Consider the following 24,457-nt stretch of genomic DNA (forward strand, 5'->3'; position numbering starts at 1 on the left):
GTAATACAAAACTTATTTTTATATTAACAATTTCGCGGTTGACAAGTCAATGCGCTCTACGTTAAATTACTCATATAGAAATTATATTCTTATGACTAATATTCAATGAGGTGACTAAGATGAATCCGAAGTATCAATATGACGTTCACTTACCGGTTAATCTGGAGCAGGGAAAGAGATATCCTGTTATTTTCACCTTCCACGGCAAAGGATCGAATGAACGCAATATGCTCGGACTGGTTGCTCCTCTGGCTGAAGATTTCATCATCATCGGGGTGCGCGGAAATCTGCCGCTGGGTACGGGATATCAGTATTACGATTTGAAAAGCCTGGGTAATCCCATCCGGGAGATGTTCGACCAGGCGGTTGCGGATCTCGAAGACTTCATTCAATATGCGACGGAGGAGTATCCGGTTGATCCTGGCAAACGTTATTTGCTCGGCTTCAGCCAGGGGGCCATTCTGTCCATGACACTGGCGCTTACGATGGGGGATCAGTTGAAAGGGATTGTAGCGCTGAACGGATATATTCCTGAGTTTGTAAAAACGGAGTACAGGCTCCGGAGTATTAAGGAAGTCTCTGTATTTGGCTCACATGGAGAGTACGACTCTGTATTTCCGGTACGAATAGGACACGAGACAGCTGCCTATCTACAAGAACAAACGGAGCGCTTAACTTTCAAACTGTACCCGACCGATCACGGTGTCTCTGAACAGAATCAGCTCGATTTCTTGAATTGGTTCAAGCAGGATGCGGAATTAAATACTAAATAAGGAGTGAGAACATATGATACCTTCCTATTTCTTCGCGCACGGGGCACCATCCATTGTTCTTGAGGATAACGAATACACTAAGCTGTTAAAAGAGTTCAAAGACCGCAAAGACCGCACCCCAAGACCGAAGGCGATAATCCTCTTCTCCGCTCATTGGGAGGAAACGGTACAGACGGTCGGCGCCGCTGCTACGTATGATACCATTTATGACTTTGGCGGGTTCCAGGACGAGCTGTATCAGATGAAGTATCCGGCGCATAGTGACCGGCTACTCGTGGAGCAGATTCAAGGCCTGTTTACCAAGGCGGGCGTGAAGAATGTCCGGGATGAACAAAGAGGGCTGGATCACGGGGCGTGGGCAGTGCTGAAGCTGCTGTATCCGGATGCAGATATCCCGGTCGTTGCTTTATCCGTGGATCGTGACCTGCCTAATGAACAGCAGTATGAGATCGGCAAGGCTCTGGCAGAGCTTCGTGAGCAGGATGTGCTGATTATCGGAAGCGGAGGGACCGTTCATAATTTGCGGAAATTAAACTGGCGTTCTGAGGATATTGACGGGTGGGCAGAACAATTCGACAACTGGATTGAGAGCAAAGTGGAGTCATGGGATACGGAATCCCTGTTCCAATATCGTGAGCTTGCTCCCTGTGCAGGGGAGGCCGTGCCTACGAACGAACACTTCATTCCGCTCTTGCTTGCCATGGGGGCGGGGGATGTGAACCGGAAGGCTAAACTGCTTCACCGGAGCTATCAATACGGCAACCTCAGCCTCAGCTGCTGGCAGTTTAATTAAGCGGGTTTCCCTAATAAATAACATATAGCATAGCGATAACAGCAAAAAGATACCACTGTAGCACAAGGTGGTATCTTTTTGCTGTTATCAATCACCATTCATTCCGCAGCGTAATCTCCTGCCGTAGCAGGCACCTTTGTAAGATTAAGTAACCTTAATGTAACCCGCGTCAGCTTCAATAGTCACCTAAAGGTAACTCTATTATAAAAATGTGCCTACTTCCGGTAAGTAACTATATAACCTATGATTGATTTAGCGCTAGAAAATGTATGGTAAAGGCGGGGTTCAGCTTGGAAAGCAGCTTTTGGGAGGAGCTTACGAATTATTTTACAACCGATAGAGAGGCTTACCTGCTTGCTGTAAAGGAACACGTTACCATCAGCATCCTGGCGCTGGCGGTCTCGGCCTTGCTTGGAATCATCCTGGGGTATTTGTGTGCAGAACACCGGAAATACGAGAAGTGGATTGTGCCCCTCTTTCAAGTGCTGCGGATCATCCCGAGTCTGGCGGTGCTCTTCCTGCTGATCCCGGTGATGGGGACCGGCTTCCAGCCGGCGATGACAGCACTGGTCCTGCTCGCCATTCCACCGGTGCTGATGAATACTGTTACGGGAATTGCAGAGGTGCCCCCGTTTATGCTGGAAACAGCTTACGGAATGGGGATGACGGACTGGCAGGTGCTGTGGAAGGTGAAGCTTCCGTTAGCTGCACCGCTGATCCTGACAGGAATCAAGACGGCTGCAATTGAGATTGTAGCCAGCGCAACCCTAGCGGGGAAGATCGGCGCGGGTGGACTGGGAAGCATTATTTTCACCGGACTGGGGTTAAACCGGATTGATCTGCTCCTGATTGGCGGGATATCTGTTGCCGTACTGTCCATTGCCGCGGGGTTCATGCTAGACCGGGCAGACCGATGGTTATTCAAATATAAATTTACCGGAAAGTAGGCGTTAGCGATGAGAAGAAGCATAAAGGCAATCACAGCGGCGGCAATGGTCATGCTGTTGATGGTAACACTGGCCGCTTGCGGCAGCAGGAACGGGGGAGAGGGCGGTAAGCAGACTATTCATGTCGGAAGCAAGGATTTTACGGAAAATTTGGTGGTTGGCGAATTATATGCACTGGCCCTGGAGGATGCGGGCTATAAGGTCGATAGAGTGTTCAACATTGCCGGTTCCGTCATTCATACCTCACTAATCCATAAAGAGATTGATCTTTATCCGGAATACACAGGGACGGGGCTTCTGACCATTCTCAAGCTGCCGCTGCTGACTGATCCTGACGAAGTCTATAACGCTGTGAAAAAAGCCTATGAAGAGCAGTTTCATGCCACCTGGCTGGACTACTCCAAAGCGAACGACGGTGCCGGGCTGGTAGTGCGCACTGCGGTATCCAAGGAACTGGGCATTACCACGATTTCCGATCTGCAGAAGCATGCGTCTGAGCTGCGGTTTGCCTCCCAGGGTGAAGTGGATCAGCGGGAAGACGGAATTCCGGCGCTGGAGAAGGTCTATGGGCCGCTGAAATGGAAGTCCTCGAAGGTATATGACAACAGCCTGAAATATGAAGTACTCTCTAACGATGAGGCGGATGTTGCTCCGGCTTATACCACTGAAGGCATGCTGGTCAAAACGGATGAATTCACACTGCTTCAGGATGACAAACAGGTATGGCCGCCGTACAATCTGGCACCGGTAATCCGCGAAGAAGTATTAAATGCAAATCCGGATATTGCCGAAGTGATCAACAAGGTAAGCGCTGCGCTGGATACCGGAACAATCACCGCCCTGAATGCCAAAGTGGATGTGGATAAGGAAGAGTATGAAGATGTAGCGAAGGCATTCTACGACTCTATTAAATAAAGAGATTCCTGGAGGATAACATGTCACAGACTGCAATTGAAATCAGCAATGTGAGCAAGAAATATAATCAGTCTGGAACTTTTGCGGTGGATCATGTAAGTCTGTCCATTGAAGAGGGGGAGTTTATCACTATTCTGGGCTCTTCCGGCTCCGGCAAAACAACATTGCTGAAAATGATCAACCGGCTGTATGAACCGGACGAGGGGAGCATTACGCTTTTTGGCGAAAATATTGCTGCACTTGATCCGGTCCTCGTCAGAAGACGCATCGGTTACGTCATTCAGCAGGTGGGCTTGTTCCCGCATATGACCATCGGACAGAATGTCGCGGCTGTACCCAGGCTCTTGAAATGGGACTCATTCAGGACCGAGGCAAGAGTAGATGAATTGTTGACACTCGTTGGCCTTGCCCCTGCGGAATATAAGAAGCGTTATCCGGCTCAGTTGTCAGGCGGCCAGCAGCAGCGGATCGGCCTTGCCAGAGCGCTGGCCTCAGATCCGAAGATTATGCTGCTGGATGAGCCGTTCGGGGCGATCGATGCCATCACCCGGCTGAATCTGCAGGATGAGCTGCTGCACATTCACGGGGGATTGAAGAAGACCTTCCTGTTCGTGACGCATGATATTAATGAAGCATTCAAACTGGGGAACCGGGTGATTGTGATGGATCAGGGACGGGTCTGCCAGTTCGATACACCGAAGAATATTGCCGCTCACCCGGCGGACGGCTTCGTGGCCTCTTTAATAGCCTCTTCCCGTGAGCAGGGGAAGTTCTGGGAGGGGGTAGTGTGATCGACTATATTACGGGCCACCCGGATAAGTGGGCAGCTGCACTGGTGGAGCATCTGGAGATTGCCGGCATTACGCTGCTGGTATCGCTCTTGCTTGCTTCGGTTCTGACATTTCTGTCCATGACCTCAAGGATGCTGTCCGGCGTCTTGGTCAATCTATTCTCGGTCATCTATTCGATCCCCAGTGTGGCACTGTTCGCGATGATGATCCCGGTAACGGGCCTTGGCAAGACCACGGCGATAACGGTGCTTGTTGTATACAATCAATATCTGCTTCTGCGCAATTTCATTGCGGGACTGAACGGGGTGGATCCGGCCATCATTGAAGCGGCTGCCGGCATTGGCATGACTGACCGGCAGGTGCTCTGCAAGATCCGGCTGCCGCTATCCATCCGGACTCTTTTTACCGGAATCCGGCTTGCGGTAGTGTCGACGATAGGGATGGCTACAATTGCTGCGTTCATCAATGCGGGCGGACTCGGAGATATTCTGTTTGACGGCTTACGGACGATGAATGTGTATAAAATTGTATGGGGCAGCGTGCTGTCCGCCGGAATGGCGGTTGGCGTGAATAGCCTGCTTATTCGGATTGAGAAAAGTATCTGAAGGAGAGAGTCGCAGCATGAGAGCAGTAGTCTTAGAGCATCCCTGCGAGCCGCAGGATTTGACAGTAAGTGAGGTGCCGGTACCCGAGGTGAAGCCGGGCTGGCTGCTGGTGCGAATAAGGGCGTTCGGAATTAACCGTTCAGAGATTTTCACAAGACAGGGGCATTCTCCTGCCGTTCAGCTGCCGCGGATTATCGGAATTGAATGTGCAGGTGAAGTGGAAGATCCATCAGACAGCAGTCTACGTAAAGGTCAGCGCGTCGTCTCCTTAATGGGCGGACTGGGACGGGATTTCGACGGCAGCTATGCGGAGTATGCGCTGATTCCCTCCAGCCAGGTGTACCCTGTTGATAATCAGCTGGACTGGGCTGAGCTAGCGGCGGTTCCGGAAATGTACTACACAGCGTATGCTGCGTTATTCGATACTTTGAAGCTGACTCATGGAGAGACGCTGCTGATTCGCGGTGGCACGAGTTCGGTAGGACTCGCAGCCCTGCAGCTTGCCAAGAGCATTGGCGCAAGAGTGATCTCCACGACCAGAAGTCTGGACAAGTTCGAGCTGCTTAGGAACTCTGGTGCGGATCATATCCTGCTTGACGACGACAGCCTGGCGGAGAAGCTGTTCGCGGTTGCCCCAAGCGGCGCGAATAAAATACTGGAGCTGGTAGGCACAGCCACGCTGAAGCATTCCCTTAGCCTGGCATCTGAATACGGCATCGTATGTGTCACGGGGATTTTAGCGGGAGAGTGGGTGATGAGCGGGTTCGAGCCGATGGTTGATGTGCCGACTAACGTATATCTGACCTCGTTCACAAGCACCCCTGTTAAAAGTAACTTGCTCGGGGAGCTGTTCCGGCATATGGAGAAGCATGAGCTCAAAGTTCCTATAGCCAAAGTGCTGCCACTCGAACAGATCCATGAGGCGCATCTCCTGATGGAGAGCAACGCGGCTAACGGTAAAATTGTAATCGTAAATAGCAGCTCTGACTGATTAAAGGCGGGACCCGCTTGAACGCGGATGCCATCGTAAATAGGGCCAACAAATATATGCTCGGCTGCTTTCAGCCTGGACACACTGACGATTATTTGGAGCATGCTGCCGTATTCTAGTCTACGGTTAGCTCATCTGCAGTTTCGGCTTGAACATCCTTATAAGCTTCCTGGTAACCATTCCCCCACTGCTCCATGGCAGCGATGATTGGCCGCATCGAATTCCCCAGTTCACTTAAAGAGTATTCGACCCTTGGCGGAACCTCGGCGAAGACCGTCCGTACAATAATCCCGTCCTGTTCCATAGAGCGGAGATTGTCTGTCAGTACTTTTTGGCTAATGCCGGGGATTGTATTGCGCAGTTCCGTGAAGCGGTTAGCTTTAGCCAAAAGGTTCCGCATAATGAGCAGCTTCCACTTGTTTCCGATCAATCCGACGGTAACAGCAACCGGGCAAAAGGGCAGTTCATCTTTAGTCAGCATAGGTTTGTCCTCCAATAGTTTCAAAATGAGTGTTGCATCATGAAAAGAATGCTTCATCCGAAAATGGATGTTGCGTTAATATCATAGTAGCTGAAGTCTGGTAACGCAAGTATACGGACTGAAATGGAGTATAGTGAGGGGGGAACGCCACGGAAGGGACTATCCCATTTAAGGAAAGATCTGCTTGTCTACTTTTCATAACAATCTTGGTAAGGTAGGATGATAGCTATTCATAAGAGGTGGTAAATTATCATGCTTAAAAAACACTGCTTGTTCTGCGATCAGATTGTCCCGATTACAGCTGAAGGCGATTACGATCGGTATGCTGACTGCTCCTGTTCACCCGGCGGGTTCTATAACCTCCTGAGAGACAGCTATCAATCCATACTTTCGTTCTCTCAGCAACAGAAACGTGAAATGCTCCATTTGGTATCGGCGTATATCCGGGAGAAGACCGATTGTGGTGAGAAGGTCATTCTAAATGCTGGCGATTTGGATTCTATTGTGAATTCTCCGGCCATTCCTGTGACCCTTGAAGATAAAGGAAACCGGCTGCTGCAATATCTGTATAGACATTCTGAGGGTCCGGGGCAGCCGGTTGTCATTCAACCCCTTTCCAGCAGCTATAACCTGACCTATTCTCCCAATCTGCAAGAACTGGTCTATATCATCGAAAAGCTGAGAAGTGAGGAGTTGCTGATAAGGGAAGGTATGACCTTTAAGCTTACCGCGCAGGGTTGGGGCGAAGCCGCTGCAATAACCGGAGGTAAGAACATAAAGCACTGCGTCGTTCTTCTGCCGAATGAGGAGGAATTACGCACGGAGTGGCTGGAGAAGCTGCTGCCTAAGATCGAGCAGTATGGTTATCTGCCCCGCGTGCTTGTGCAGGCAGGCGAAGAAGATTCTTTGAAGCCTATAGCGGATAGCAAGCTGATTATCGCCGATGTAACCGGTCAGTCCCCTGAGGTGTATTTTGCAGCAGGGTATGCGCTTGGTTTGAACATCCCGGTGGTTTGGACTGTTAAGAGTGAGGATGCTGATAAACTTTGGGTACACCTGCAAGAAATCCGCCCCCTCGTCTGGGATACAGCTGAAGATCTAGGGATACTACTCCAGCAGAAGTTGAGTTTATAGAAGAACCCCGTTACAAAGGTTTAAAGTTTGAAGCCGATATAATAGACAAGCACACTGGAGAATCGATCATGCAGAATTCTCAGCTACCTGATAAATACAGAGAATATATTGAAGCAAAGAAGCAGTCGGGAAGAATAAACCTGATATGCTAGTTTTAAAATAATGCTTGCATTGAATATCCATACATGATATATTCTATTTCTGGCCGCGAAACATCAACGCCGAGCTCGAAAAGAAGTTGAAAAAAGAGCTTGCATTGAACGGCTGGATGTGATATATTATAAGAGTTGCTGGTGACGCAGTAAGCGGCGCTGACAACGAGCTTGATCTTTGAAAACTGAACAACGAGTGAGTATCGGAAATCACGAAAGTGACTTCCAAAATAGAGAATGAAAATTCTCGTCAGATGTTTCAAAATGAGCAATCGCTCTTTCTAAAACCAATTTGGAGAGTTTGATCCTGGCTCAGGACGAACGCTGGCGGCATGCCTAATACATGCAAGTCGAGCGGAGTAAGAATGGAAGCTTGCTTCTATTCTTACTTAGCGGCGGACGGGTGAGTAACACGTAGGCAACCTGCCCTCAAGACTGGGATAACTACCGGAAACGGTAGCTAATACCGGATAATTTCTTTCCTCTCCTGAAGAGAGAATGAAAGGCGGAGCAATCTGCCGCTTGGGGATGGGCCTGCGGCGCATTAGCTAGTTGGTGGGGTAACGGCCCACCAAGGCGACGATGCGTAGCCGACCTGAGAGGGTGAACGGCCACACTGGGACTGAGACACGGCCCAGACTCCTACGGGAGGCAGCAGTAGGGAATCTTCCGCAATGGGCGAAAGCCTGACGGAGCAATGCCGCGTGAGTGATGAAGGTTTTCGGATCGTAAAGCTCTGTTGCCAGGGAAGAACGTCCGGTAGAGTAACTGCTACCGGAGTGACGGTACCTGAGAAGAAAGCCCCGGCTAACTACGTGCCAGCAGCCGCGGTAATACGTAGGGGGCAAGCGTTGTCCGGAATTATTGGGCGTAAAGCGCGCGCAGGCGGTCATTTAAGTCTGGTGTTTAAACCTTGGGCTCAACCTGGGGTCGCACTGGAAACTGGGTGACTTGAGTACAGAAGAGGAAAGTGGAATTCCACGTGTAGCGGTGAAATGCGTAGATATGTGGAGGAACACCAGTGGCGAAGGCGACTTTCTGGGCTGTAACTGACGCTGAGGCGCGAAAGCGTGGGGAGCAAACAGGATTAGATACCCTGGTAGTCCACGCCGTAAACGATGAGTGCTAGGTGTTAGGGGTTTCGATACCCTTGGTGCCGAAGTTAACACAGTAAGCACTCCGCCTGGGGAGTACGGTCGCAAGACTGAAACTCAAAGGAATTGACGGGGACCCGCACAAGCAGTGGAGTATGTGGTTTAATTCGAAGCAACGCGAAGAACCTTACCAGGTCTTGACATCCCGATGAAAGCATTAGAGATAGTGCCCCTCTTCGGAGCATCGGAGACAGGTGGTGCATGGTTGTCGTCAGCTCGTGTCGTGAGATGTTGGGTTAAGTCCCGCAACGAGCGCAACCCTTGACTTTAGTTGCCAGCAGGTTAAGCTGGGCACTCTAGAGTGACTGCCGGTGACAAACCGGAGGAAGGTGGGGATGACGTCAAATCATCATGCCCCTTATGACCTGGGCTACACACGTACTACAATGGCCGGTACAACGGGAAGCGAAACCGCGAGGTGGAGCCAATCCCAGCAAAGCCGGTCTCAGTTCGGATTGCAGGCTGCAACTCGCCTGCATGAAGTCGGAATTGCTAGTAATCGCGGATCAGCATGCCGCGGTGAATACGTTCCCGGGTCTTGTACACACCGCCCGTCACACCACGAGAGTTTACAACACCCGAAGTCGGTGGGGTAACCCGCAAGGGAGCCAGCCGCCGAAGGTGGGGTAGATGATTGGGGTGAAGTCGTAACAAGGTAGCCGTATCGGAAGGTGCGGCTGGATCACCTCCTTTCTATGGAGAATCGTTTCCTGCAACGGAAACATTCAAATCGGAAGCTAAAGCTTCCACAACGAACCTTAGGGTTCAAACACTCACTCGTTGGTCAGTTTTGAGAGTTTAAGCTCTCAAGTAAGACACTTGATCCTTGAAAACTGGATACCGAAACGAATTTGCGTTTTAGAACATCTTTTAGCTGAAACTTGTGTAAGCAAGTTGAAATAGTTATTAGTGCAGAACGAAGGTTTTCGATTGTGCAGCGACCTTTGGCTTTGAATGTGTTGGTGAATGGAGCAATCCATGAGCAGCATTCAAAACAAGAGGAGCAAGCAAGCGAAACACCGGAGTGACGGTTAAGCTAATAAGAGCACACGGAGGATGCCTAGGCGCCAGGAGCCGACGAAGGACGTGGCGAACAACGAAACTGCCTCGGGGAGCTGTAAGCAAGCTTTGATCCGGGGGTGTCCGAATGGGGAAACCCAGCTGTGGTAATTCGCAGTTACTCATTTCTGAATACATAGGAAATGTAGAGGCAGACCAGGGGAACTGAAACATCTAAGTACCCTGAGGAAGAGAAAACAATAGTGATTCCGTCAGTAGCGGCGAGCGAACGCGGAACAGCCTAAACCAAGGGGCTTGCCCCTTGGGGTTGTGGGACGTCTCACATGGAGTTACAAAGGAATATGGTAGGCGAAGAGGTCTGGAAAGGCCCGCGATAGAGGTAAAAGCCCTGTAGCCTAAACTGTGTTCTCTCCGAGACGGATCCCGAGTAGTGCGGGGCACGTGAAACCCCGTATGAATCCAGCAGGACCATCTGCTAAGGCTAAATACTACCTGGCGACCGATAGTGAAACAGTACCGTGAGGGAAAGGTGAAAAGCACCCCGGAAGGGGAGTGAAATAGAACCTGAAACCGTGTGCTTACAAAAAGTCAGAGCCCGATCTATGGGTGATGGCGTGCCTTTTGTAGAATGAACCGGCGAGTTACGTTTAACATGCAAGGTTAAGGTGAGAAGCCGGAGCCGCAGCGAAAGCGAGTCTGAATAGGGCGACTTAAGTATGTGGACGTAGACCCGAAACCGTGTGATCTACCCCTGTCCAGGGTGAAGGTGCGGTAACACGCACTGGAGGCCCGAACCCACGCATGTTGAAAAATGCGGGGATGAGGTGGGGGTAGCGGAGAAATTCCAATCGAACTCGGAGATAGCTGGTTCTCCCCGAAATAGCTTTAGGGCTAGCCTCGGTGAATGGAGTGGTGGAGGTAGAGCACTGATTGGGTGCGGGGCCCGCAAGGGTTACCAAGCTCAGTCAAACTCCGAATGCCATTAACTTCTTGCCGGGAGTCAGACAGTGAGTGCTAAGATCCATTGTCAAAAGGGAAACAGCCCAGACCATCAGCTAAGGTCCCCAAGTGTGTGTTAAGTGGGAAAGGATGTGGAGTTGCACAGACAACCAGGATGTTGGCTTAGAAGCAGCCACCATTGAAAGAGTGCGTAATAGCTCACTGGTCGAGTGACTCTGCGCCGAAAATGTAACGGGGCTAAACACACCACCGAAGCTATGGCTAGATGCTTTGCATCTGGGGTAGGGGAGCGTTGTATGTAGGTTGAAGGTGTACCGTAAGGAGCGCTGGACAGCATACAAGTGAGAATGCCGGTATGAGTAACGAAAAGATCAGTGAGAATCTGATCCGCCGAAAGCCCAAGGTTTCCTGAGGAAGGCTCGTCCGCTCAGGGTAAGTCGGGACCTAAGGCGAGGCCGAAAGGCGTAGTCGAAGGACAACAGTTTGAAATTACTGTACCACCGTAATCCGCTATGAGCGATGGGGTGACGCAGGAGGGTAGTGACGCGGACTGATGGAAGTGTCCGTCTAAGCAGTGAGGCTGATGTGTAGGCAAATCCGCACATCGATAAGGCTGGGCTGTGATGGGGAGCGAAAATTGTAGTAGCGAAGGTCATGATCTCACACTGCCAAGAAAAGCCTCTAGCCAGGAGAAGGTGCCCGTACCGCAAACCGACACAGGTAGGCGAGAAGAGAATTCTAAGGCGCGCGGAAGAACTCTCGTTAAGGAACTCGGCAAAATGACCTCGTAACTTCGGGAGAAGAGGTGCCTCGGTAGGGTGAATAGCCCGAGGGGGCCGCAGTGAAAAGGCCCAAGCGACTGTTTAGCAAAAACACAGGTCTGTGCGAAGCCGCAAGGCGAAGTATACGGGCTGACGCCTGCCCGGTGCTGGAAGGTTAAGGGGAGTGGTTAGGAGCAATCCGAAGCTGTGAACCGAAGCCCCAGTAAACGGCGGCCGTAACTATAACGGTCCTAAGGTAGCGAAATTCCTTGTCAGGTAAATTCTGACCCGCACGAATGGCGTAACGACTTGGGCGCTGTCTCAACGAGAGATCCGGTGAAATTTTAATACCTGTGAAGATGCAGGTTACCCGCGACAAGACGGAAAGACCCCATGGAGCTTTACTGCAGCTTGATATTGAATTTGGGTACGATCTGTACAGGATAGGTGGGAGCCGTAGAGGCAGGAGCGCAAGCTTCTGCGGAGGCGCCGTTGGGATACCACCCTGATCGTATCTAGGTTCTAACCTAGTACCCTAATCGGGTACGGGGACCGTGTCAGGCGGGCAGTTTGACTGGGGCGGTCGCCTCCTAAAGAGTAACGGAGGCGTTCAAAGGTTCCCTCAGAATGGTTGGAAATCATTCGAAGAGTGCAAAGGCATAAGGGAGCTTGACTGCGAGACCAACAAGTCGAGCAGGGACGAAAGTCGGACTTAGTGATCCGGTGGTACCGCATGGAAGGGCCATCGCTCAACGGATAAAAGCTACCCTGGGGATAACAGGCTTATCTCCCCCAAGAGTCCACATCGACGGGGAGGTTTGGCACCTCGATGTCGGCTCATCGCATCCTGGGGCTGAAGTAGGTCCCAAGGGTTGGGCTGTTCGCCCATTAAAGCGGTACGCGAGCTGGGTTCAGAACGTCGTGAGACAGTTCGGTCCCTATCTGTCGTGGGCGCAGGAAATTTGAGAGGAGCTGTCCTTAGTACGAGAGGACCGGGATGGACGTACCGCTGGTGCATCAGTTGTTCCGCCAGGAGCATGGCTGAGTAGCTACGTACGGACGGGATAAGCGCTGAAAGCATCTAAGCGTGAAGCCCCCCTCAAGATGAGATTTCCCAATTAGTAAGACCCCTTGAAGACGACGAGGTAGATAGGTTGGAGGTGGAAGTGCAGCAATGCATGGAGCTGACCAATACTAATCGGTCGAGGGCTTATCCAAATTTCGAAGAACGCAGATTCGTTTCGGATTCAGTTTTCAGGAATCAAATTCCTGAAGCATTTACGCTGTAAATGCCCGTTTGGTGGCGATAGCGGAGGGGTTCCACGCGTACCCATCCCGAACACGACCGTTAAGCCCTCCAGCGCCGATGGTACTTGGACCGAAGGGTCCTGGGAGAGTAGGACGCCGCCAAGCACATGAAGCCATTGTTGAGCAATCGACAATGGCTTTTTTGTTGCGTTTGGCGCGACTTTTATAACCATAGAATCCATAGTCCACCGTGAAATGTCATGTACACTCTGAAATCTGATATGATAAAGGTTAAATAGTTAACGGAACATTGTGCTATTACAGGAATCAGGAGGATATTCAGTAGATGGCTCATATATTAGTAGTTGAAGATGAACAGCCGATCAGCGATTTGATAACCATGAACCTTAAGCTGGTTGGACATACGTATTCTAAAGTGTATACCGGCTCAGAGGTTGCCGGAATGCTGGAACAGGAGCGGACGGATCTTATCCTGCTCGATGTGATGCTTCCCGGTCTCGACGGGTTTGACGTGATGCAGCAGATCGCTCCTTTGCGGATTCCGGTCATTCTGATTACGGCCAAAAATACACTCTCCGACCGCATCAGAGGCTTCGAGCTGGGTGCGGAGGATTATATAATCAAACCGTTTGAAATCCTGGAGTTGCTGGCCCGGATTAACGTTGTGCTGCGCAGGAATGAACAAGCTGCCCCTGCTTTTATTTGCGATGCGGTGGAAGTCAGGTTTCCGGAACGGCAGGTCCGGGTAGATCAACAGCCGGTTGATTTGACCACCAGAGAATTTGAGCTGCTCGAAGTACTGATACGTAACCGGAATATTGCCCTTTCGAGAGAAAAGCTGCTGGAGCTGGCCTGGGGTTATGACTTTGCCGGAGACACCCGCACCGTGGATGTTCATATCCGCCAGCTGCGTAAAAAGCTCGGCTGGGAAGAACGGATCAAAACTGTATTCAAGCTGGGCTACCGCCTGGAAGTTCAGGTCTAGACATGCGGTTCTGGCATAAGATTCTGCTCGCCGTCCTGGTTCTCTTCATAGCCGCTCTTGATGTAAGTGTGATAATGGTGATGAAAAAAAGCTGGCAGCTGAATATGGATAGCGAAACCAGGCGCGCGGCCAGTGAACAGCTGCTGATCACCAACAATATATACGAGAATCTGGATTCGATCCGGACACGTGGCCTAACCCTCACCCCTGCACTGATGGTCAGTGTGGCTAAGTCGTATGGGGAACACTACCGCAAACAGGGAATAGGACTGGAGTTGCGGGAGGACGGACAGCTTATCTACCCCAATCAGGCAGGGAAGAGCGCTGTGCAGGATGAGCATGTGATGACGCTGGCTATGCCGCTCCCTGCTCCTTATCAGCATCTGGAGCTGACTTACAAGCGCGACATCAGTGGGCTGTATGCCCAGCAGCAGGAGCTTAACCGCTTTTTCGTAATGATTAACTGGATCGTCGGTCCATTGCTGGTGCTGTTGCTCTACCTTCTGATCCGGCACCTGACGAGGCCCCTCAAGCTGCTGTCCGAGACGACCAAAACGATTGCCGAAGGTAACTATTCTAACCGTGTGGAGCTGAACAGCAGGGATGAATTCGGGGAGCTGGCCTTCAACTTTAACCGGATGGCTGCTGTGGTGGAGCAGCGGATGACGGACCTTGCAGGCATGGCCGAGGATAAACAGCGGATGGTTGATAATCTTGCCCATGAACTGCGGACGCCGCTGACCAGCATGCAGGGATTTGCTGAACTTCTCACCTCGGCGAATATTGGCCAGGAAGATCAGATCAAGGCCGGTCACTATATTTTAAGTGAGACTGTCCGGCTCAAGAATCTGGCCTTCAAGCTGCTTGATTTGTCCGTTCTGCGGCATCAGCCACTGGTGCAGGCAGAGGTGGATGTGGCAGCCCTGTTCCAGGCGGTAGCGCAGACCGAGCTGCAGAAGGCAGCAGAGCACGGATTACTGCTGCAGATGGACAGCTCTATTCCCGCCGTGTGGGGAGATGCGGATCTTCTGGCATCCTTTCTGGTAAATCTGATTGAGAATGCCATTCCTGCCTCCCAGCCAGGCAGCATCATCCGCCTGCTTGCCTTTGAGCAGAATGGGGAAGGGGTGCTGGAAGTGCAAGACAGCGGAGGCGGCATGACGGAAGAGCAGAGTAAGCGTGCGTTCGAGCCGTTCTACCGCGCAGACCCGGCACGTTCGCGGACCTACGGCAATGCTGGCCTCGGCCTCTCCTTGTGCCGGCAGATTGCCGAGGCGCATGAGGCCAGGGTTGAGCTGCAATCTGTCGTTGGTCAGGGGACAAGCATCCGCATCTTTTTACAACTCCATAACAACTGCTCCTCTACTCTATAACATCCCGGGATTAAGGTATAGACAGAGTTAGTATCTTAATCTGATGGAGGTAATACAATTGAAAACAAAGAAATGGTCGGCTACGGTGGCTGTCATCTTAGTCTCTGGAGGTGTATTCGCAGCCAGTGCATTTCTCGTCCCCAGCCTGATGAACTCTGCAGTCGTCGCTAAGAACAGCACGGCAACGCAGGACAATGTCCGGCTAAGTCTGGCAGAAAGCACTGTTCCTGTGTTAAAAGTAGAGGCACCTGTGCCGGTATCTACCGTGAATGATGATCTGCTTAAGCAGATGACAGAGGTGCAAATCCAGCAGATCTATGATTATATAGAGAAGCCGGGTGATCCCAATGTTTCAGGCCGGGAAATGACCGATCCGGAAATGAAACGCCATCTGGTTCTGCAAGATCAGTATGTATATGATGGCGTACGGCCCCAGAAGCCAATGCCCCTAGCGCCGGGTCAAGGTGCTTTGTATCTGGATATGAATACCAATACGTACCACTATCCAGAGAAGACCTGGACCGATGAAGAGCATCTGCAGTTGATCGACTGGTACTCCCGCTTGAATTATGTATTATCCAAACGATATGTGACTGCGCCTCCCCTTCCGCAGAAGTATAGCAAGTCTGAAGTAGAGGCGCTGGCGGCTGAAAGTGTGCGCAGGCTGTATGATGCCGATGTGTCCAAGCTAGACACCTATGTTGCACTACCTGAACAGGAATATGGCTTTCGTTCAACCTGGAGGGTTCACTTCGCTCCGTACAAGTCATCTACCTTGCGCGGACAAGGCCAGGAATTCTGGGAATATGATGTGCAGATCGATCCGGAGACCGGGATCGCAGTGGATACGACAGCCATTAATGGGGCGTTGAAAAGAACGCCAATCGATGCAGCTGCCGCAGCTGCCATCCTCAAGGATAACAGCTGGATCAATAGAGCTACTCAGGTCGTGAAGGACAAGCAGGGAGAGAAAAGAAAGATAGTCAAAGCTTATCTGACCGATACTGAGGTGAACAACAAACGCGGGATGGTAGCAGTGGATGTGTTATTAGAAGACGGCAGCAAATATAATGCGGAGTTCCGCTATCCGAGTAAGGTGCTGCGCTGTCTGATCTATGAACCTGCCGTAAAAGAAAAATAAAAGAAAGCCATACCTTTTGCTACAGGAAAGACAGTCCTGATGATCAAGCAGTCCTTGATTCGTCAGGACTTTTTTTGTACTTTGGGGCAGGAAAAAACATAGGATTGTTTATTATTACGGGAGGACTCCACCAGGCAACGCAGAACATACTTACATTAGAGGAAGATGGTGTGAGTGTAGGTCATTGAAAATTTATTGAATGAGGTGGAGAGATGAGAATTCATTGCCTGCAGCATGTCCCTTTTGAAGCGCCGGAGGAAATTGCAGTCTGGGCCGGGAACAGAGGGCATGTGCTTACAACAACCTTAATGTATGAAGCACAGGCTCTGCCGTCTATTGATGAGTTTGATATGCTCGTAATCATGGGCGGACCGATGGGAGTCAATGATGAGGAAATGATCCCCTGGCTGAAGGGGGAGAAAGCCTTCATTGACGCAGCCATCCGCTCGCGCAAGCTGATGCTTGGAATCTGTCTGGGAGCCCAGCTGATTGCCGAACAAATTGGCGGAGAAGTCTATAAAAACAAGTGGAACGAGATCGGCTGGTTCCCTGTGAGATTGGCCGGGGATGCCAATACGTCTACCTTCTTCAGAGCGTTCCCGGAGCAGTTTGTACCGTTTCACTGGCATGGAGATACCTTCAGCCTACCCGCCGGAGCCAAGAGGCTGGCGTTCAGCTTGGGCTGTGCCAATCAGTGTTTTGAATATGAGGATTATGTAGCCGGCCTGCAGTTTCATCTGGAGGTTAATGACCCCAGCATCCGGAAAATCATCGGTAACTGTGCCGAGCAGCTAAAGCGGGAGGAGTATGTTCAAACGCAGTCTGAGATGGTGAATCAGCTTGAGAAAGTAAAAGCATCCAATGAACTGATGTTCACGCTCCTCGATGCAATGGAAGACAAATTCCTGTCCAGATCCTAGCTGCCCTGGCTCGCCATAGAAAGGAATATACGATGAAAAATTTAAATGTCGCTATACCGACTCCTTTCCGGGAGGATGAAAGCTTAAATGTTGACGGATTTAAGGCCATTGTAGAGTATCAGAAGCAGAACGGTATAGAATCACTGCTTGTCTCAGGAAGTACCGGTGAACAGCATTCCATGAGCATAGAGGAGAGACTGCAGATCATTGAATATTTTGACCAGCAGCGCTTTCAGGATATTGAGCTTGTCTTCGGGGCTTCCGCTATAAGAACACGGGATGCGGTACGTCTGGTGAAGGCGCTGGAGACCTCCGTAATCGATGTAATTCTGATCGGTTTCCCTCCGTATATCCGGCCCACGCAGGAGCAGGCAGTTGCTTATGTGGAAGAGCTGCTTAGCCATACGACCAAGCAGGTGGCCCTGTACAATAATCCCGGCCGGACCGGGTTCGATTTGACTCCAGACTCGCTTCATTCGTTAATTAACCGGTACCCCAACATCGTTGGCTATAAAGAAACAGGTGATTTGCAGCGTCATCTGCCGCTAACTTACCCGGATTATTTCATCATGTTTGCTGCAGGAGATGTCAAGCTGGTGGACAATTTCGTCACAGGCGGATGTAAGGGTCTCTCAAGTGTGGCTGGTAATATATATCCGCAGGAAATTAAACATACCGTCGAACAGCTGCTTCAGCATAAACAGGTTGACGCTAAGCCGGTCGAGGATCTGGTATCACGGGTCATAAGCGGGCATGCGATTATTAACATCAAACAGCACTATAACAGCTTGGGGATTAATGCAGGAGTCTGCCGTGCTCCGCTCATCTAATTAATAATTAAGCTATATAAATATTGATCTCCTTACTTATTGTGTTGGGGAATAGCTCTGACCCATGCATTATACCTGTTAATGAGGTAGACTGGATTCAGCAGAAAGTAGGGGTATCATGCGCAAATTCTTCATAACAGATATCCATGGCGACAAAGAGGGGTTAGAGCTCCTGCTCGGGCATGCCGGGGCTGACTTGAAACGGGATCAGCTGGTCTTTGGCGGGGATATGATTAACCGGGGGAAAGATTCGGCAGGTGTAGTAAAATATATTAAAGAACTCACGGAGCGGCATCCCGGCCAGGTTCACGCGCTCATCGGCAATCATGAAGAAATGATGGGTGATTACATCAAAAACGGTGACAGGCTCTGGCTGAGCCATGGCGGGCATGACACGCTGGAGAGCTTTGCCCGTGCTTTTTCCGATCAGAAGGAGCGGCAGGCGCATATGGAATGGGCTTACTCCTTGCCCCTGTATTATGCAGATGAAGAATTTGTGTATACACATGCCGGACTTTGTACAGTGGAGTCTCTGGAGCAGCAGAGCCGGGATATTCTGTGGATGACGGAATATGAGTTCTACCGGCAGCCGCGGGAAGAGCTGCTTACATTAACGAACGGCAGGCCGGTGATTCATGGGCATACGCCGGTGGAACGGATATATTTTGACGGTGCCCGTATGAATTGTGATATGGGGTCCAACACCTACGCTGTGCTGGAAGAAAGGTCTCTTGGAATCGTGAATCTGACGGAGATGACCTATCATGTATACAAACAGGCAGATCAACGGCTGGAGAACCGGCGGATTGGACGCATTTAGCCCAAAAGCTGTACAGTGTCTGCTACGGCGGGGCGGGAGTGCTTGAGAAGAATGTATAAGTATTCGAAATGAACAAGAGAGGATTGAGGGAGATGAAGCATCCTTTTCACCTGAAGGCAGTATGGAACGGCGGACGTAACAGTGAGGGGCATATCGAAGCAGGCGGACTCCGCACGGTAATCTCGATTCCGCAGGAGATGGGCGGTCCGGGAACCGGAACGAATCCTGATGAGATGCTGCTGGGGGCAGCCTCGACCTGTTATTTGATTACGCTGGCAGCGATGCTAGAGCGTTCAGATATTGTACCACAGGAACTGACACTGGAGTCAGAGGCGACGGTAGATGTCACGAATAATGTATTTACGTACGAACGGATCGTGCACAAGCCGCGTGTGGTGCTCCAGGCAGATGCGACAGCGGCCCAGCTGAAGAAGGCAGAGCGGCTGGCACATATGGCAGAGGAGTCCTGTATGATCTCCAGAGCTGTGGCAGGGAATGTCTCGATGGAGACGCAGCCGGTCATTGAGATAGCCGGGGCAGGAAAATGAAGGCCGAATATCCGGCCAGCATTCCTGCGCACGGGGAGGTCCAAGCTCACAGATACACCGGCGGAGGAAGATGCTGCTCCAGCCGGTAAAGCGGCAGCTCCACGATCACGGAGGTACCCTTGGTGAATTCACTCTCGATCCGCAGCCGCCCGTCATGCAGCTCTATGATCTCCTTGCAGATGGCCAGGCCCAGGCCGCTTCCGGACTGGCGGGACCGTCCTTTGAAGAATTTGGTGCCGAGCTGTGCCAGGTCTGCGGCCTCGATGCCTTCGCCGTTGTCGGCTACGGTGGTGATGATGAGCTCCCCGTGTAACACTGCTGTAAGGCAGATGGCTCCCTGGGCAGGAGTGAATTTGAAGGCGTTGTCCAGCAAATTGACAAAAACCTGCTTCAGGCGGTTGAAATCACCGTCTACCGGCAGGGGCTGATCAGGAAGCTCGGCATAAAGGCGGATCTGTTTGGTCTGCCCCCGGTATCTGAACTGCAGCAGCAGATCCTCAAGCAGTCCCCTGAGATCATAAGGCTGGCGTACGATCTTGATCTCACCAGCCTGGAATTTGGAGAAGTCCAGCAGATCCTCGACCAGTCCGATGAGCCTGTCGGTCTCCCCGGTCATGACCTCAAGACCCTGCAGGGTCTCTTGTTTATCCGATAAATCACCTACCAGCAGCGTTTCGCCCCAGCCTTTGATCGAAGTAAGCGGAGTGCGCAGCTCATGAGTGACAGAGGAGATGAAATCATATTTGATCTTCTCGCTTTTGAGAATTTCCTCGGACATATAATTCAGTGTAACTGCGAGCGTACCGACCTCATCATCATATGGTTTGGCCGCCCGTACGGTGAAATTGCCGGTGGCCATTTCCTTCGCAACCCCGGTTAGCTGCTGGATCGGACCCACGATTCTTTTGGCGATCAGCAGACTCATCACGAACCCGAATCCAATTACAAGCAGGCCGACTACAGCTGCATTCAGCACAATTCTCATAATAACGGCATATAAAGGCTCCGCAGAAACAGAGTAACGCAGCACGCCAATCGTACTTCCGGATTCCTTAAGTGCAATCGAGACGGCTATAATCCGCTCACCCTGTAACGGCTTAAGACTCTGGAAGCTTCCTTTGCCGCTGGTCAGCGCTGCTCTCACATCAGGGGTATTCACCTTCTCCTGACTTGAGAAGCCGAAGGAATTAATAATGACGTTCCCGGCCGGACTCAGCACTTCCACCTTACTGCTCTCTTCAGGAGAGAGATTCTCCAGAATATAACGTGCCCGTTCACTCAGGGTATAACCCTCCAGATACTTGTTGAAAAAAGTCGCTGAAGTAGCGGCCCGGGAATTCAACGTTTCCATCGCGCTGCCCAGATAGTAGTAGTGGACGGCAGCAATGAAAACTCCCTCCAGCAGCAGGACGATCAGGAGCAGCATAAGGGTAATATAGACGATAAGCCTGGACCTGATTCCCTTTAGCAAAGTTAGCCCCTCCATATATAGCCGAATCCCCACACCGTTTCGAGGAACTGCGGCCCGTTGGGCGGACTCCTGCGGATTCGGCTGATATTCACATCTACAATCTTAAGGTCTCCCATGAAATACTGCCCCCACACGGCTGTCAGAATATCGTCCCGGTTCATCGCCTTGTTCGGCTGCTCCAACAGGAGCTTGACGATCATGAATTCGGTCGGGGTCAGCGGGATATCCTGCCCGTTCTTCAGTAATTTCCGTTCATCCAGCAGAAGGGTAAAAGGCGGAAGCTCCAGGTTGTTCTCCTGCGGCAGAGCTTCTCCCGGATACATCCGGCGGTACAGGGAGCGCACCCGCGCGACCAGCTCAACCGGACTGAACGGCTTGACCACGTAGTCGTCTGCACCGGCTTCGAGGCCCATGACCTTGTCTACTTCCTGGCTTTTGGCTGTGAGCATAATGATTCCTAGCCGGGGGAACTGTCCCCGGAGGCGGGTGCATACCTCGAAGCCGCTCATGCCTGGAAGCATCAGGTCCAGTATAGCAATGTCAAAATCCTTCCGGTCCCCGGCAATCCTCAGGGCCTCTTCACCGGTAGAAGCTTCAGCGACCTCGAAGTCTGCACGCTTAAGATTCACACACAGAAGATCCCGGATCGGCTTCTCATCTTCCAGTATCAGCACTTTCATGAACAGCCTCCTTATTATTGCCGGGGCTTCTGCGGCGTGCCAGCCAGCTGCACTGCTTCCTCAAGGGTCAGCTTCAGCTGATTATACTCCTGAAGGGAAGCACCCTGCAGCTTGGCTGCTGCACCGGCAGCGGGCATGACCGCAACGAACACCGTTGGCGCCGTATCATCATTGGTATTCTGCAGCTCATACAGCAGCTTATATTCTCTATTCTCTGACTTCAGCTTAGTCTCTGCTGCAGCCCAGTCCTTCTTGGCCAGCAGGCGAAGCTCAAGCAGCGGGGCCTGCCGGGCAGATTCGGCATTCTTGTAGCTGAAGCGGATATTCTCCCATGGCGCCGGTGACTCTCCCGGTGTCTCCAGAATCGTACGGCCAGCCCAGCCCTTAGGAATATGGAAGTTGAAGCCCCAGCGGTCAAACTGTTCTTCCACGAACTTCAGGCCGGTTCCGCCATCCCATTGATAATACTTGGTGATGAACGGAGTGGCCAGAGGGGCGTAACTCTCGGTGCCCGCAGGCGGTACGAGAAAGCCAATCTCGACAATCCCGTCACCGTTAATATCTGTGCTGGCCAGAGGGTAATCCTTGATGGCCAAGTTATTGCTGCCGAGCATTCCGTCAGGCGCCGGTGCCAGCGGCGTGAGTACAAGGTCCTTGCTGCCGGCAAGCGCAGTACGCTGATAATCATCTGATGCCAGTATATCAGTAAATTTACTATTTTCCCAAGTAAGCAGCGAAGTGTAGGAGGAGTGCGCACCCACTGCGGCATCGATGAATAAGGCACTGCGGGTAGGGGATGCCTTGGCGAACTGGGCCCCAATTACGTTCCCGTCAAGCTTCTGATCGGACAAGGTCTGCAGCGTACCGCCCTGGAGCCGAAGCAGCTGAAGATGGGTCTCGGGTTGTGTATCTGTGATGTAGGTCCCCTGGAGTACAGCAATATCGGTTTGCCCTTCCCCGGTCAGATCCCCAACCACTACCTGATCATAGGGCTGCTTGAGAATCTCGGATAATTTGCCGCTGTTCAGACTGTGGACAGATAACTCTTTATTTAGTCCTTCCCCGCCGCTATATCCAAGCAGCAGATCCTCCGCTCCATCTGCGGTAACATCGGTGAATGCCACGTAATCCAGCTCGCTGCCTACCCCGGTCAGAGTGGCGAGTTTACTCCATTTCCCGTCCTTTTGCGAGAGCAGGAGGGTATTGATTTCATAATCTGTCTGGTCTGTCTTATAGAAGGCCAGCAGCTCATCCTGCCCGTCCTTGTCGAGATCCTGCAATTGAATGGCGCTGCCGGATTCGGAATGGACAGGCACTGTTAAATGCGAATTGGCGGGAAGATATAATTTCACGATACCGGTTAATGTGCCATCGGCATTGCCCTGTGCCGGGGCCTGAAGCAGATCGCTTGGCGCCTTCAGGGTGCCGCAGCCGGAGGTGATTATACTTAAGAATAGAAGGCCGCTCAGGCCGGGTATGAATTTGTTCATCCAGTTACTCTCCTTATAATTCATCTGTGGCTAGTATATCCCAACCTTTCTGGCAATTAGTTGCAAAATGGTAAAGGAGCTATCTGAATGTCTATAGGCGATGAAGCTAAGGTGCTAACGGGAAGCTGCGGCGTCTCTGCGGTGAACATTTGGACTTCCGGCCGCTGTTATGTTTGGATTTCCTGATCTAAACCGCTGATCGCGGTAGAAATCCAAACATAAAGGCGGACGCTAACGCTCCTACAGTTCCAAATTTCCCCTCCGGTCCTTCCGCTTCTGGTTATAAACCTTTGTTCCTCTGGAATATATACTTTCAGTTACGCTCCGGAGGGACAGGAAGGGGCGGCGGGACGCGCTGCGGTTGCCCGCCCTATACTGGAGCAGCAAGAGAGGGCAGGCGTTGTATTTGCCTATATGGTGCAGCGGACGGCATGCCATGCATTGTCCGGCTGTCTTAGGCAGGATTAGATCTCAAGAGCATAACTGAGTCTATCCGGAACTGGCTGTATGTGCCTTTCGGTAGCTTTGCGGGGCCTGGCCGTAGCTTTTTTTGAAAGCTTTACTGAAGTAGCTCAGGTCGGCAAAGCCTGCCTGTTCCGCTACTTCCGAAATATTCGAGCCGGGGAGGAGGAGGAGCTCCCGGGCTTTTTCCAGCCGGATCTTGTTCATCCGTCCGACCAGCGTATGCCCTGTCAGCTTCTTGTACTCGCGGGATAAGTGGCCATAGCTCATGTGCAGCGATGCCGCTAGTTCTCCCACGTTCAGCCGGTCTCCCTGGAAATCCTCCAGGTAAACCTCGACCTTACGCACCAGCGGTTCAGAGCCGATTGCCGGGGTTTCGGTATGCCCCTCCAGTGTCTGCTGCAGCAGGCATAGACGCTCAAGCAGCCGGATTAGCAGCAGCTGCAGTCCCAGCTCTGACGGTTCTGCGGCAGCCGCTTCCTTAAGGAAGTGGGTCAGCATCACACTGAACCCATCAGTATCACGATAAGCCCCCTCCTTCCATTCCTGAAGCGACTTCAGGCGCGAATACAGTGAACGGGTATCCTCTTCTGCGCGTCCGGGATCAGCGCGGCGGAGCCGCCAGCGGAAGCAAAGTCCTTCATGCGGGTTCCCCCGGGTGTAGGTATGGGAGTGCACCCTGCCGGGAGGGATCAGGAAGAATTCGCCTTCACGCACAGTGATCTCGTCACCGTCAAAACGCGTGCCCAGCTGCCCGGATAGCACATAGTTGAATTCGAACCAGGTGTGGGCATGGGGCGGACACTTACTGGCGGTACCAATTTGTTCGAAAATGATATCCACCCATTCGATGACGGCGTCTTGAACACGGATCTCCTGACATAAGTTATTAAGTACAGGGGGGAGTTCGCTTTTGTAACGGCTAATATCCATTCATTAATTTCCCTTCCCAGGTGGGTTATCTTCCGGTTGATGTTGCTCATTATATCAT

At 51.6% G+C, this 24,457-nt stretch carries 20 protein-coding genes and 3 rRNA genes; 18 read left to right on the top strand and 5 right to left on the bottom strand.

All coding sequences use genetic code 11. The features are described 5' to 3' along the window. The first annotated feature begins 119 nt into the window (after nucleotides 1-119). The 7 genes from MHI42_RS25650 (at nucleotide 120) to MHI42_RS25680 (ending at nucleotide 5,815) form a co-directional block, all read left to right on the top strand. On the top strand, nucleotides 120-773 hold the full coding sequence (locus MHI42_RS25650) for a dienelactone hydrolase family protein (RefSeq protein WP_342421032.1): 654 nt from the start codon (nucleotides 120-122) through the stop codon (nucleotides 771-773). A 13-nt stretch (nucleotides 774-786) separates the two neighbouring features. Next, complete coding sequence (locus MHI42_RS25655) at nucleotides 787-1,566, top strand: class III extradiol ring-cleavage dioxygenase (RefSeq protein ID WP_342421033.1); 780 nt, start codon at nucleotides 787-789, stop codon at nucleotides 1,564-1,566. Between the two features lie 290 nt (nucleotides 1,567-1,856). Beyond that, the gene (locus tag MHI42_RS25660) at nucleotides 1,857-2,513 is read left to right on the top strand and encodes an ABC transporter permease (protein ID WP_342421034.1); all 657 of its coding nucleotides are present in this window, start codon (nucleotides 1,857-1,859) and stop codon (nucleotides 2,511-2,513) included. Between the two features lie 9 nt (nucleotides 2,514-2,522). After that, nucleotides 2,523-3,428 carry a glycine betaine ABC transporter substrate-binding protein gene (locus tag MHI42_RS25665; protein WP_342421035.1) on the top strand — a complete coding sequence of 302 codons (906 nt, stop codon included), beginning with the start codon at nucleotides 2,523-2,525 and terminating at the stop codon, nucleotides 3,426-3,428. Nucleotides 3,429-3,448: 20 nt separating this feature from the next. Continuing rightward, nucleotides 3,449-4,219 carry an ABC transporter ATP-binding protein gene (locus MHI42_RS25670; RefSeq protein WP_342421036.1) on the top strand — a complete coding sequence of 257 codons (771 nt, stop codon included), beginning with the start codon at nucleotides 3,449-3,451 and terminating at the stop codon, nucleotides 4,217-4,219. Then, nucleotides 4,216-4,824, top strand: a complete 609-nt coding sequence (locus MHI42_RS25675; RefSeq protein WP_342421037.1) for an ABC transporter permease — start codon at nucleotides 4,216-4,218, stop codon at nucleotides 4,822-4,824. Before MHI42_RS25670 ends, MHI42_RS25675 begins: the two co-directional genes overlap by 4 nt. Before the next feature lie 16 nt (nucleotides 4,825-4,840). Next, complete coding sequence (locus tag MHI42_RS25680) at nucleotides 4,841-5,815, top strand: zinc-binding alcohol dehydrogenase family protein (RefSeq protein ID WP_342421038.1); 975 nt, start codon at nucleotides 4,841-4,843, stop codon at nucleotides 5,813-5,815. A gap of 115 nt (nucleotides 5,816-5,930) precedes the next feature. Here MHI42_RS25680 and MHI42_RS25685 read toward each other — a convergent pair whose 3' ends face one another. Continuing rightward, complete coding sequence (locus tag MHI42_RS25685) at nucleotides 5,931-6,296, bottom strand: helix-turn-helix domain-containing protein (protein WP_342421039.1); 366 nt, start codon at nucleotides 6,294-6,296, stop codon at nucleotides 5,931-5,933. Nucleotides 6,297-6,548: 252 nt separating this feature from the next. Between MHI42_RS25685 and MHI42_RS25690 the strand changes: the two genes are divergently transcribed. The 11 genes from MHI42_RS25690 to MHI42_RS25740 all read left to right on the top strand — a co-directional run bounded on the left by MHI42_RS25690 (nucleotide 6,549) and on the right by MHI42_RS25740 (nucleotide 19,363). Continuing rightward, nucleotides 6,549-7,430 carry a hypothetical protein gene (locus MHI42_RS25690; RefSeq protein WP_342421040.1) on the top strand — a complete coding sequence of 294 codons (882 nt, stop codon included), beginning with the start codon at nucleotides 6,549-6,551 and terminating at the stop codon, nucleotides 7,428-7,430. A 441-nt stretch (nucleotides 7,431-7,871) separates the two neighbouring features. Continuing rightward, nucleotides 7,872-9,429 (top strand): 16S ribosomal RNA (locus MHI42_RS25695). Nucleotides 9,430-9,765: 336 nt separating this feature from the next. Further along, nucleotides 9,766-12,695, top strand: a 23S ribosomal RNA gene (locus MHI42_RS25700). Between the two features lie 78 nt (nucleotides 12,696-12,773). Beyond that, nucleotides 12,774-12,890: ribosomal RNA gene (rrf, locus tag MHI42_RS25705) — 5S ribosomal RNA — on the top strand. Together the 16S, 23S and 5S rRNA genes form the textbook arrangement of a ribosomal RNA operon. A gap of 181 nt (nucleotides 12,891-13,071) precedes the next feature. Further along, complete coding sequence (locus MHI42_RS25710; protein WP_342421041.1) at nucleotides 13,072-13,731, top strand: response regulator transcription factor; 660 nt, start codon at nucleotides 13,072-13,074, stop codon at nucleotides 13,729-13,731. Between the two features lie 2 nt (nucleotides 13,732-13,733). Further along, nucleotides 13,734-15,104 (top strand): HAMP domain-containing sensor histidine kinase, encoded by a 1,371-nt coding sequence (locus MHI42_RS25715; protein ID WP_342421042.1) that lies wholly within the window; start codon nucleotides 13,734-13,736, stop codon nucleotides 15,102-15,104. Nucleotides 15,105-15,162: 58 nt separating this feature from the next. Then, a complete protein-coding gene (locus MHI42_RS25720; protein WP_342421043.1) occupies nucleotides 15,163-16,245 on the top strand; it encodes a hypothetical protein in 1,083 nt (360 codons plus the stop codon). Between the two features lie 212 nt (nucleotides 16,246-16,457). Next, on the top strand, nucleotides 16,458-17,165 hold the full coding sequence (locus MHI42_RS25725) for a type 1 glutamine amidotransferase (RefSeq protein ID WP_342421044.1): 708 nt from the start codon (nucleotides 16,458-16,460) through the stop codon (nucleotides 17,163-17,165). Nucleotides 17,166-17,197: 32 nt separating this feature from the next. Next, nucleotides 17,198-17,995: a dihydrodipicolinate synthase family protein gene (locus MHI42_RS25730; RefSeq protein WP_342421045.1), complete on the top strand. Its 798-nt coding sequence runs from the start codon at nucleotides 17,198-17,200 to the stop codon at nucleotides 17,993-17,995. A gap of 118 nt (nucleotides 17,996-18,113) precedes the next feature. Next, the gene (locus tag MHI42_RS25735; protein WP_342421046.1) at nucleotides 18,114-18,815 is read left to right on the top strand and encodes a metallophosphoesterase family protein; all 702 of its coding nucleotides are present in this window, start codon (nucleotides 18,114-18,116) and stop codon (nucleotides 18,813-18,815) included. Between the two features lie 92 nt (nucleotides 18,816-18,907). Continuing rightward, nucleotides 18,908-19,363 (top strand): OsmC family protein, encoded by a 456-nt coding sequence (locus MHI42_RS25740; protein ID WP_342424805.1) that lies wholly within the window; start codon nucleotides 18,908-18,910, stop codon nucleotides 19,361-19,363. Nucleotides 19,364-19,409: 46 nt separating this feature from the next. Here MHI42_RS25740 and MHI42_RS25745 read toward each other — a convergent pair whose 3' ends face one another. The 4 genes from MHI42_RS25745 to MHI42_RS25760 form a co-directional block, all read right to left on the bottom strand. Then, on the bottom strand, nucleotides 19,410-20,834 hold the full coding sequence (locus tag MHI42_RS25745) for a HAMP domain-containing sensor histidine kinase (protein ID WP_342421047.1): 1,425 nt from the start codon (nucleotides 20,832-20,834) through the stop codon (nucleotides 19,410-19,412). A 2-nt stretch (nucleotides 20,835-20,836) separates the two neighbouring features. Further along, nucleotides 20,837-21,514, bottom strand: a complete 678-nt coding sequence (locus MHI42_RS25750; protein ID WP_342421048.1) for a response regulator transcription factor — start codon at nucleotides 21,512-21,514, stop codon at nucleotides 20,837-20,839. Between the two features lie 14 nt (nucleotides 21,515-21,528). Beyond that, nucleotides 21,529-23,004 (bottom strand): VCBS repeat-containing protein, encoded by a 1,476-nt coding sequence (locus MHI42_RS25755; RefSeq protein ID WP_342421049.1) that lies wholly within the window; start codon nucleotides 23,002-23,004, stop codon nucleotides 21,529-21,531. Nucleotides 23,005-23,493: 489 nt separating this feature from the next. Beyond that, nucleotides 23,494-24,399 (bottom strand): AraC family transcriptional regulator, encoded by a 906-nt coding sequence (locus MHI42_RS25760; RefSeq protein ID WP_342421050.1) that lies wholly within the window; start codon nucleotides 24,397-24,399, stop codon nucleotides 23,494-23,496. Between the last annotated feature and the right edge of the window lie 58 nt (nucleotides 24,400-24,457).

This window comes from Paenibacillus sp. FSL E2-0178 (genome assembly GCF_038593005.1).
Classification (GTDB): Bacteria; Bacillota; Bacilli; order Paenibacillales; family Paenibacillaceae; genus Paenibacillus_AQ; species Paenibacillus_AQ phytohabitans.

Excerpts from the sequence above, each read along its gene's own strand:
- MHI42_RS25650 (WP_342421032.1), top strand. The coding sequence starts at position 120 with ATGAATCCGAAGTATCAATATGACGTTCACTTACCGGTTAATCTGGAG.
- MHI42_RS25655 (WP_342421033.1), top strand. The coding sequence starts at position 787 with ATGATACCTTCCTATTTCTTCGCGCACGGGGCACCATCCATTGTTCTT.
- MHI42_RS25665 (WP_342421035.1), top strand. The coding sequence starts at position 2,523 with ATGAGAAGAAGCATAAAGGCAATCACAGCGGCGGCAATGGTCATGCTG.
- MHI42_RS25670 (WP_342421036.1), top strand. The coding sequence starts at position 3,449 with ATGTCACAGACTGCAATTGAAATCAGCAATGTGAGCAAGAAATATAAT.
- MHI42_RS25680 (WP_342421038.1), top strand. The coding sequence starts at position 4,841 with ATGAGAGCAGTAGTCTTAGAGCATCCCTGCGAGCCGCAGGATTTGACA.
- MHI42_RS25685 (WP_342421039.1), bottom strand. The coding sequence starts at position 6,296 with ATGCTGACTAAAGATGAACTGCCCTTTTGCCCGGTTGCTGTTACCGTC.
- MHI42_RS25690 (WP_342421040.1), top strand. The coding sequence starts at position 6,549 with ATGCTTAAAAAACACTGCTTGTTCTGCGATCAGATTGTCCCGATTACA.
- MHI42_RS25710 (WP_342421041.1), top strand. The coding sequence starts at position 13,072 with ATGGCTCATATATTAGTAGTTGAAGATGAACAGCCGATCAGCGATTTG.
- MHI42_RS25715 (WP_342421042.1), top strand. The coding sequence starts at position 13,734 with ATGCGGTTCTGGCATAAGATTCTGCTCGCCGTCCTGGTTCTCTTCATA.
- MHI42_RS25725 (WP_342421044.1), top strand. The coding sequence starts at position 16,458 with ATGAGAATTCATTGCCTGCAGCATGTCCCTTTTGAAGCGCCGGAGGAA.
- MHI42_RS25730 (WP_342421045.1), top strand. The coding sequence starts at position 17,198 with ATGAAAAATTTAAATGTCGCTATACCGACTCCTTTCCGGGAGGATGAA.
- MHI42_RS25735 (WP_342421046.1), top strand. The coding sequence starts at position 18,114 with ATGCGCAAATTCTTCATAACAGATATCCATGGCGACAAAGAGGGGTTA.
- MHI42_RS25740 (WP_342424805.1), top strand. The coding sequence starts at position 18,908 with ATGAAGCATCCTTTTCACCTGAAGGCAGTATGGAACGGCGGACGTAAC.
- MHI42_RS25750 (WP_342421048.1), bottom strand. The coding sequence starts at position 21,514 with ATGAAAGTGCTGATACTGGAAGATGAGAAGCCGATCCGGGATCTTCTG.
- MHI42_RS25755 (WP_342421049.1), bottom strand. The coding sequence starts at position 23,004 with ATGAACAAATTCATACCCGGCCTGAGCGGCCTTCTATTCTTAAGTATA.
- MHI42_RS25760 (WP_342421050.1), bottom strand. The coding sequence starts at position 24,399 with ATGGATATTAGCCGTTACAAAAGCGAACTCCCCCCTGTACTTAATAAC.